Origin of the sequence: Pseudomonas sp. (genome assembly GCF_037994325.1) — a bacterium.
GTDB lineage: Bacteria > Pseudomonadota > Gammaproteobacteria > Pseudomonadales > Pseudomonadaceae > Aquipseudomonas.
Window position 1 is genome coordinate 1 of the sequence record NZ_JBBNAH010000734.1, and the last position, 7,927, is coordinate 7,927.

10 protein-coding genes are annotated in these 7,927 nt (G+C 61.4%); 1 reads left to right on the forward strand and 9 read right to left on the reverse strand.

Annotated features, from left to right (window positions below; translation table 11 throughout):
- The coding region (locus AAAB16_RS24430) for a PotD/PotF family extracellular solute-binding protein (RefSeq protein WP_369335453.1) at positions 1–383 on the reverse strand (383 nt) is incomplete at its 3' end.
- Between the two features lie 225 nt (positions 384–608).
- On the opposite strand from AAAB16_RS24430, the gene AAAB16_RS24435 reads away from it, so the two are divergent.
- Entirely contained in the window at positions 609–1,442 is an 834-nt protein-coding gene (locus tag AAAB16_RS24435) for a MurR/RpiR family transcriptional regulator (protein WP_340665681.1), read from the forward strand.
- Between the two features lie 27 nt (positions 1,443–1,469).
- Here the strand turns inward: AAAB16_RS24435 and argE are convergent, their stop codons facing one another.
- From argE to AAAB16_RS24475, 8 genes are all read right to left on the reverse strand, one after another.
- Positions 1,470–2,627, reverse strand: a complete 1,158-nt coding sequence (argE, locus tag AAAB16_RS24440) for an acetylornithine deacetylase (protein WP_340665682.1) — start codon at positions 2,625–2,627, stop codon at positions 1,470–1,472.
- A 139-nt stretch (positions 2,628–2,766) separates the two neighbouring features.
- Positions 2,767–3,444 carry a DUF1028 domain-containing protein gene (locus tag AAAB16_RS24445; protein WP_340665683.1) on the reverse strand — a complete coding sequence of 226 codons (678 nt, stop codon included), beginning with the start codon at positions 3,442–3,444 and terminating at the stop codon, positions 2,767–2,769.
- Entirely contained in the window at positions 3,441–3,866 is a 426-nt protein-coding gene (locus AAAB16_RS24450) for a RidA family protein (protein ID WP_340665684.1), read from the reverse strand. The genes AAAB16_RS24445 and AAAB16_RS24450 overlap by 4 nt, the downstream gene beginning before the upstream one ends.
- Positions 3,867–3,998: 132 nt before the next feature.
- The gene (locus tag AAAB16_RS24455) at positions 3,999–4,433 is read right to left on the reverse strand and encodes a hypothetical protein (protein ID WP_340665685.1); all 435 of its coding nucleotides are present in this window, start codon (positions 4,431–4,433) and stop codon (positions 3,999–4,001) included.
- Positions 4,434–4,461: 28 nt separating this feature from the next.
- Complete coding sequence (locus AAAB16_RS24460) at positions 4,462–5,094, reverse strand: hypothetical protein (protein ID WP_340665686.1); 633 nt, start codon at positions 5,092–5,094, stop codon at positions 4,462–4,464.
- Between the two features lie 303 nt (positions 5,095–5,397).
- The gene (locus AAAB16_RS24465; RefSeq protein ID WP_340665687.1) at positions 5,398–6,246 is read right to left on the reverse strand and encodes an ABC transporter ATP-binding protein; all 849 of its coding nucleotides are present in this window, start codon (positions 6,244–6,246) and stop codon (positions 5,398–5,400) included.
- A gap of 5 nt (positions 6,247–6,251) precedes the next feature.
- Entirely contained in the window at positions 6,252–7,088 is an 837-nt protein-coding gene (locus tag AAAB16_RS24470; protein WP_340665688.1) for an ABC transporter permease, read from the reverse strand.
- A complete protein-coding gene (locus AAAB16_RS24475) occupies positions 7,085–7,879 on the reverse strand; it encodes a hypothetical protein (protein WP_340665689.1) in 795 nt (264 codons plus the stop codon). The genes AAAB16_RS24470 and AAAB16_RS24475 overlap by 4 nt, the downstream gene beginning before the upstream one ends.
- Positions 7,880–7,927: the final 48 nt, after the last annotated feature.

The window sequence follows — 7,927 nt, forward strand, 5'->3', positions numbered from 1 at the left end:
CCCTTGGGGTCGGACTTGGCGCGCAGGTAGGCCGGGTCGATATTTTTAAACGCCGGGCTCCTGTTGATATCGGTTTTTTCCAGCAGGTTCAGCGCGGCCATGGTGTCGTGCATATGCACGGACGGGAAGACGATGTCGTAACCCGTGGCGCCGGCTTGCAGCTTGGCGAGCATTTCTTCGTTGCTGCCGTAGGTGTCCAGGCCGACCTTGATGCCGGTTTCGGCGGTAAAGCGGCTGAGCACTTCAGGGTTGATATAGTCGCCCCAGTTGTACAGGCGCAGCTCTTCGGCGGCCTGGGCGGCGCCGGTGCTGAGGGCGAGAAGAGCGCCGATAACGGCGGGAAGCGAACGCGTGCGCAGGGGTCGGGTGATAAGGTCGAGCATGTTCCTGTTCTCCACTGTTTTGATTGCGCCAGGCAAGGCTTGGCACTGTTGTTGCGGCAGGAATTGCGAGGGTTGTTCAGCGATATCGTCGTAGGTCTGAGTGCCTGGGTCTGCTGAACGAACCTTTTGTGTGGCGCCCCGAGAATAGAATATATTTCTTCCAACAATCAACACTCTGACATACTCATGTCAGAAACTTTACGTTTGCCCAGCCGGAGCCAAGGCATGCTCGATAGCAAAATGGAACACCTGGACGGCAAGCTGACCCCCGCAGAACGTACGCTGTGGGCCTATATCCAGGCCAACCGGGAAACCATCGCCTTTGAAAACGGCGCCAGCCTGGCGGAAAAAAGCAAAGTCAGCCCCAACACCGTCAGCCGCTTTTTGCGTCGTCTGGGCTACAAGGGCCTGAAAACCCTGAAGGAAGAATTGCGCGATGACGTGCGCATTCAATCCTTGCTCAACACCACGCTGATCGAACGCGTCGACCAGCAGCCAGACGATCTGGTCGCCCACCTCAACGAAGAAATCGAAGCCCTCAGCGCCTTCGCGGCGCAACTCAGCGGCCAGCATTGGCAGGACGTGGTGCAGCGCGTCAGCGAGGCCGAGCGGGTGTTTGTCTGCGGCTTTCAAACCATCAAAGGCCTGGCCGAAGACTTCGCCAATCGCTTGTCGTTAGTGCGCAGTGGCGTGGAATTTCTCGACCTTTACAGCGGCGTTCTCGGGCGCTGGATCGACAGCCGCGACAAGCGCTGCTGCGTGATCCTGATCGATATCGCGCCTTATGCAGACGCTGGTATTGCCTTTGCCAACAACCTGAAAAGCGACACTGACCTGGTGGTGTTTACCGACGAATATGGCATTGCACGGCATATCGACACGCCGTTGATCATCACCATGAAAACCAAGACCGGGCTGATTCTGGAATCTACCGGTGGGCTGACCAGTGCGCTGAACGTGCTGCTGCACTGCGTGGCGTCGAAGCGCAAAGGCGAGCTCAAAGAGCGGTTAGGGGCGTATCGCTCAAGGGTCGAGAGCTTGAAGTTGTATAGGCCGTAAACCACGTATAGGTGCGCACAGCACACGCTACGAGGCGACCGCGTGCATCCACTCGGCCAAGCGCTGCAGCATGGCATCGCACTGCCCTAGCTGCTCCAGGCTGACAAACTCATCCGGCTTGTGCCCTTGGTCCATGCTTCCCGGCCCACAGACCACGGTGGCAATACCGGCCTGGTCGAATAGCCCACCTTCGGTGCCAAAGGCCACGGTGCCGAAATCCTGCGAGCCACTGATCAACGCCAGTAGCTGCGCCGCCTCGCTATCAGCGGCAGTGGCCAAGCCTGGGTAGGCGCTGATGGGGGTAAAGCGAATGCCGGTGTCGGCCTGCACCGCGCGCATCTGCGGCACCAGCTCCTGGGCATAGGCCTGCAATTCACTGGCAATCTGCTCGGCATCGTCGGCCGGCAGGGTGCGCACTTCGAAATCGAAACGGCAGTGTTCGGGGACGATATTCAGCGCGCTGCCGCCGCTGATGGTGCCGGTTTGTACCGTTGAATAGGGCGGGTCGAAACGCGCGTCGTGGCGCTCGATGGCGGCCAGGCGTTGGCCGATTTCACCGAGACGGACGATCAGCTTGGCGGCATATTCGATGGCGTTGACGCCCTGCGGGGCATAGGCCGAATGGCACGCTGCGCCATGTACCTCGCAACGCATACCCAGTTTGCCTTTGTGGCCGAGCACCGGGCGCATAGACGTTGGCTCGCCGATGATGCACAGGCTGGGTCGTTCTGGGCGCCCTGCCAATGCCTCGATCAAGCTGCGCACACCCAGGCAGCCGACCTCTTCGTCATAGGAAATCGCCAGGTGCAGCGGTACGCGCAGAGGCTTGGCGAGAAACGCGGGTAAGGCGGCGAGTACGCAGGCGATATAGCCCTTCATATCCGCGGTGCCACGACCGTAAAGTTTGCCGTCGCGCTCGCTCATGGCGAAGGGCGGCACGGTCCAGGCCTGGCCATCCACCGGCACGACATCGCTATGGCCGGACAGCATCACCCCACCAGAAAGCGCCGGGCCGATACGGGCGTAGAGATTGGCTTTGCGCCCGTCGTCGCTATGGATCAGTTCGCTGTCGATGCCCAGGCTGGTCAGGTAGTCGCGGACGAATTCGATCAACGCCAGGTTGGATTCGCGGCTGACGGTGTTGAAGGCGATTAGGCGGTTTAGCAGATCGCGGCTGGTGGACATGGTTTTTACTCGGTTATGAATAGCCCACCGTCATCCCCGCGAAGGCGGGGATCCAGAATGCTGTAGGACAACAGCGGTGGCTGTTGCATCGCCGCACCTGGGTTCCCGCCTGCGCGGGAACGACGGGATAAGCGGACAGTTATTCGTCCCCTGGCACACCGTAGCTCGGCGCTTTGGTGGGGTCCAGAGCACGGGTGATGTAGTCCTGCATTTGCGGGCGATAGGCCGTCCACAAATTGCCCAGCACGCCAATCGGGTCTTCTTCGGCCCAATCTACGCGCAGGTCAACAATTGGCCAGAGCAAATCACTGACCACCGACAACGCGGCCGAATGCACCGGCCCGGCTTCACCACCGGCGGCCATGGCGGCGTTCATCGCCGCCAGCAGACGGTCGGCCAGGGCTTCACCGCTGCTGCCTTCAAAGGCAGCGACCATGGCGTTAATCACTTGCGGGCTGGAGAGCAAGTTGCCCGCGGCCACGCATTGCTCACCGGCCACGGCGTTATGCAGGCCTAGGGCTTCGCTGCCGGTAAACAAGGCGGTGGCGCCATGGTGGTCGATCACCGTGACTTGGCGGAATTGGCTAAAGCCGTGGGTGGTCAGGGCTTTGTCCAGCGCCTCTTTGGCGCTTGCGCCCTGCTCAAGCAAATCGAGAATTTCCGGGCCCAGCGCTGGCAGGGTGATGTTTTGCGTGGACACCGCGCCAATGCCACCGCGCACCCACGGGCAACGGGCACCGACGGCGATGCTGGAGGAGCTGATGGCGATGCCCAGTTGCCCGGTTTCGGCGCAGCGGCCGACGATGGAGAAGGTCATGCCCAGTCATCCGGAATAACCGCGATCACATCAATCTCCATCAGCCACTGCGGCTGACCGAGGGCGGAGACCACCAGGCCGGTGGAAATCGGGAATACACCTTTGAGCCACTTGCCCACTTCCTGATACACCGGCTCGCGGTAGCGTGGGTCAGTGAGGTAGGTGGTGGTTTTAACGACATGACTGAGGTCGCTGCCGGCTTCTTCGAGCAGTTGCTTGAGGTTTTTCATCGCCTGCTCGGCTTGCGCACGGGGGTCGCCGAGGCCAACCAGGTTGCCGTCGAAGTCGGTGCCCACCTGGCCACGTACGTACACGGTGTTGCCGGCGCGCACGGCCTGGCACAGGTCGTTGTCCAGGGTCTGGTTGGGGTAGGTGTCCTTGGTGTTGAACATACGAATGCGGGTGTGGGTGGGTTTGCTCATAAGGACGCCCTGAATCGATGGGGTAAACGTTTGGTGCGCACAGCACACCCTACGCCGCATTCTGTCCACCGCCCGGCAATTGCGAAATTAGGTTTTTTGTCGTCGCGGGTTAGGCAAAAACTGGGCTGCGCCTCAGCCGGCGTGGCGCTGCATATTGAAGACTTTCCACTGGCCGTCCGCCGTGCGGCGCAAGTGCACGGAGACCAGGCAGCGCCCTTCGAACTCCACGGTTATTTCCGGCATTTCCACTTGCACACCATTGAACCAGCGGCGCAGGCGGTTGCCATTGGTTTGCGGCGGGGCGGTCCAGGCCACATGGTCGACATCGCACAATTGGCGAACCATCAGTTCGGAAAACTCTGCTGGCGTGCGGCCGACGTATTCATTGCGCAGGGCCATGTCTTGGGCGTGATCAAATTGCCCAGCGTGCAGCAGGTTGATAAAGGCTTGGGCGCGGTCTACCGCGTCGGCGGGGTAATACTCGGCTTTGGCCCAGAGGTAGGCACCAACTGGCAGCACAAGGGCTGCGGCCAGGAGGGCGAGGGTCCAGCGCAGGGGTTTAGTCATGGGGCGCAGGCGTCCGTGCAAGGCCCGCTCAGCGTGACGACTGCGCCGTTGGGGAATTCTGCCAATGGGTTCGGGTATACGCCGCTTCGGCACCCGAGAGGGTGATGGCGAAGTGGTTGAGTAAACCCTCGGCAGTGTATTTGGGCAAGCTGGCGCACACAGCGATTACGGTCAGGCCCATGGCCACGGCGCGGCCGGGCAGCGGACGAATTTCGTAGCGTTCGGCCAGGGCCAGGAAAATCATCGAGCCAAAGCCGCCAATCAACGCACCAGCGATGGCCTCCGGCAACGGGTGCACAAAGGGCGCAACAACGGTGACGCTAAAGTACCAACCGGCCAGCAACGCCACACCTGCAGCGGGCCAGCGCAACAGCGGATGCCATTGGCGCGCGAGCATGCTCAGCAGCACCGGAGTAACCAGGCAAGCGTTCATGGCATGGCCGCTAAATACCGCAATGTTCAGGGTTTCAAAGCCATGGCCCCAGCCCTTGAACAGCACTTTACTGACCATTACCGCACCATAGGCGAGCACCACCACGCTCAACCAGAGCACAGCCACACGGCGCGAAGCGCTGTAGTTCAACCAAACCGCCAGCAGCAATACGGCCGGAATCATCACGGTAATGCCCGCATAGGGCGCAATCGACAAAGCAAATTCCACGTTATCCCTCACCTACACAGCCACAGTCGGTCACCCGACGGCGGCGATTATTCTCAGCACAACGCCACACAGCAAGGGATACACATCAGAGGTTTTATTGTTATTAGAAGGGGGCGCTGGGCGCTCGAAAGAATGAGCAATAACCAGGCCGGGCACGGCGCCGTAGAGCGGATGGCCGCCTACTGGGTTAATCGCCGTGCCCAAGTGTGACACGAAGGCACGCGGTTAGTTGCGTAGGGTGTGCCGTGCGCACCATAGCGATATCAGGTCCAGCGCATGGTGCGCACAGCACGCCCTACAGGGTTACAGCGCCGCTGGTTGGGTACGCGTTAGCTGCTCCAACAGTTCCAAGTCCGTACTCATCCCTGAGGTCTCGCGTATCCGCGCCAAGATCTCGCGTTTCAAGGTAAGAAACTCAGGCGACAGTTTCATGTCTTGGTTGCGCTCTGCCGGCAGCGGTACGTTGTAGATGGTGTCGATGCGCCCCGGCCGTGGCGCCATCAGCACCACGCGGCCGCCCAGGTAAATCGCCTCTTCCACGTCGTGGGTGACGAACAGGATGGTGCTCTTTTCCAGACGGTGGACGTGGCGAATCAGGTCGTGCATCACTTCACGGGTTTGCGCATCGAGGGCGCCGAAGGGTTCGTCCATCAGCAGAATTTCCGGCTTGGGCATCAAGGCGCGGGCAATCGCTACCCGTTGCTGCATGCCGCCGGAGAGCTGGTTGGGGTAGGCCTGATGGAACGCCGACAGGCCCATCAGACTCAGCAGCGCATCGGCACGGCCGCTGGCCACTTCGATATCGCCGTCGCTTTTTACCGTGTCGGAGACCACTTTCAGCTGCCGACAAAACTTGATGTTCTGCATCACGTTCAGCCAGGGGTACAGGCTGTAGTGCTGAAACACCATGGCGCGGTCGATGCCGGGGCCGTTAACCGCGCGGCCGTCGAGCAAGATTTCGCCACGGCTGTGCTGCTCCAGCCCGCCGATGCTGCGCAGCAGGGTGGATTTGCCGCAACCGGAGGCGCCGACAAAGGTGATGAATTCGTTACGCTGGATATCCAGGTTGATGTCTTGCAGGGCCTGCACATCGCGGCCACGGGTTTTAAAGACTTTGCTGACCTGGCGGATGTGGATCTTGGCGTCGTTCATCGCACTTACCTCTTCAGCCAGGGAAAGGCCACGCGGCCGAGCCAGCGGAAACCCTGGTCGGTGAGCAGGCCAATAACGCCGATCAAAATAATGCCGGCGAAAATCTTGTCGGTTTGCATATAGCGCTGGGCTTTGAGAATGGCGTAACCCAGACCCGAGTTAGCCGCCACCAATTCGGCCACCACCAGGTAGGTCCAGGCCCAGCCGCAGGTGATGCGCAGGGTGTCGAGCAGCGCCGGGCGCGCCGAGGGCAGAATCACCAGTTTGACGATCTCGCTGCGGCTGGCGCCCATGGTTTGCGCTGCTTCGATCTGCGCCATCGGCACCCGGCGTACGTCTTCGGCGACCATCAGCACCATCTGGAAAAAGGTGCCAATAAAGATGATCAAAATTTTCGAGCCTTCATCAATGCCGACCCAAAGCATCACCAGCGGGATAAACGCCACCGCCGGCATATAGCGAATAAAGTCGGTGAGCGGTTCGAGGAACGCCTGCACCGGCCGGTAGGTGCCGATGTACAAGCCCAGCGGCAAGGCAAACAACGCCGAGGCGAGAAAGCCGGTCATGACCCGGTATACGCTGATGCCAATATCGGCGAGCAGGCCTTCGTCGCTCCACCAATGTGCCACGCGCGTCACCACCGCGCCGGGGCTTGGCATAAACATCGGGTTGGCCAGGCCGGCGACGGTGTACGCCCACCACACCAACAGCGGGAGCAACAGGCCGGCCGCAGCCAGGCCCCAAATGGCACCGCGCGGCAGCTCGCCACGGATCACCCACCAGCGCTGGCGAGCTGGCTGCGCGGCCGCTTGCGGTTCGGGCAACGGTTGATGGGCGCTCATGACAAGGCCTCCTCGACTAAGGGAAAAACGGGGTGTTCGCGCAGGCGCCAACCGCCAATGGGCGGCAGATGGCCGAGCTGTTCCAGGGTCTGCGCGCTGCACAATTGGGTGCTGTCGTCGGGGCTCAGGCTGGCGGGCAACAGGGCCTGGCCGATGCGTTCGGGAATGGTCGACAGGGCAATCTGCCACGGCTGCTTGCCCTCGTGATGCCAGCCAAACGACAGCTCGCACTCCAGCAACTGCAGCGGCGAACTGCCCGCCTCCAGCAACGCCAGCAAGGAACTGGCCGGCGCTAACGGCTTGGGCCGCCCGGCGACAAACACAAAGCAATCGCCGGCCAGCAACAAGCAGCCCTGGCGACCATCGGCGGCCACCAGCCACACGCCCCAGTTGCGCCCAAGCGACTCCGGCAGGCGCTCCCAGACTTCGTGGTAGCTGGCGTCCAAGCCGTCTTCAAACACGCAGTCATCGCGCTCAAAGCGCATAAAACCAATGTCTTCACTGCCCCGTGGCGGCTGGAAATCCACCGCCCGATGCCATTGGCACAACTCGGCGCTATCAGCCGGCTGAGTAACTTCGGTAACGCCGGCAAAGCCGCCTTGGGCGAGCAACTCGCGCACGCTGCTGGGCGCTGGCAACGGAATGCGCAGGTCGGCGAACAAGCGCGAGGTTTGCAGCCAATACACGCGGGTGCTGGTGTCATGCACACCGGCGGTGGTGGTCAGCAGGGTGCGCTGCCACACACCCAGATAGCGCTCAGGCACCGGCGCAGCAGTTAGCGGTCCGCTCATGAATGGAACTCCGGAAAGTGTTTAAGCCCGCGCCAGAACGCCATGTCG

What these genes read in the sequence shown, in the direction of transcription:
- AAAB16_RS24435 (WP_340665681.1), top strand. Translation starts at nt 609, where the DNA reads ATGCTCGATAGCAAAATGGAACACCTGGACGGCAAGCTGACCCCCGCA.
- argE (WP_340665682.1), bottom strand. Translation starts at nt 2,627, where the DNA reads ATGTCCACCAGCCGCGATCTGCTAAACCGCCTAATCGCCTTCAACACC.
- AAAB16_RS24445 (WP_340665683.1), bottom strand. Translation starts at nt 3,444, where the DNA reads ATGACCTTCTCCATCGTCGGCCGCTGCGCCGAAACCGGGCAACTGGGC.
- AAAB16_RS24450 (WP_340665684.1), bottom strand. Translation starts at nt 3,866, where the DNA reads ATGAGCAAACCCACCCACACCCGCATTCGTATGTTCAACACCAAGGAC.
- AAAB16_RS24455 (WP_340665685.1), bottom strand. Translation starts at nt 4,433, where the DNA reads ATGACTAAACCCCTGCGCTGGACCCTCGCCCTCCTGGCCGCAGCCCTT.
- AAAB16_RS24465 (WP_340665687.1), bottom strand. Translation starts at nt 6,246, where the DNA reads ATGAACGACGCCAAGATCCACATCCGCCAGGTCAGCAAAGTCTTTAAA.
- AAAB16_RS24470 (WP_340665688.1), bottom strand. Translation starts at nt 7,088, where the DNA reads ATGAGCGCCCATCAACCGTTGCCCGAACCGCAAGCGGCCGCGCAGCCA.
- AAAB16_RS24475 (WP_340665689.1), bottom strand. Translation starts at nt 7,879, where the DNA reads ATGAGCGGACCGCTAACTGCTGCGCCGGTGCCTGAGCGCTATCTGGGT.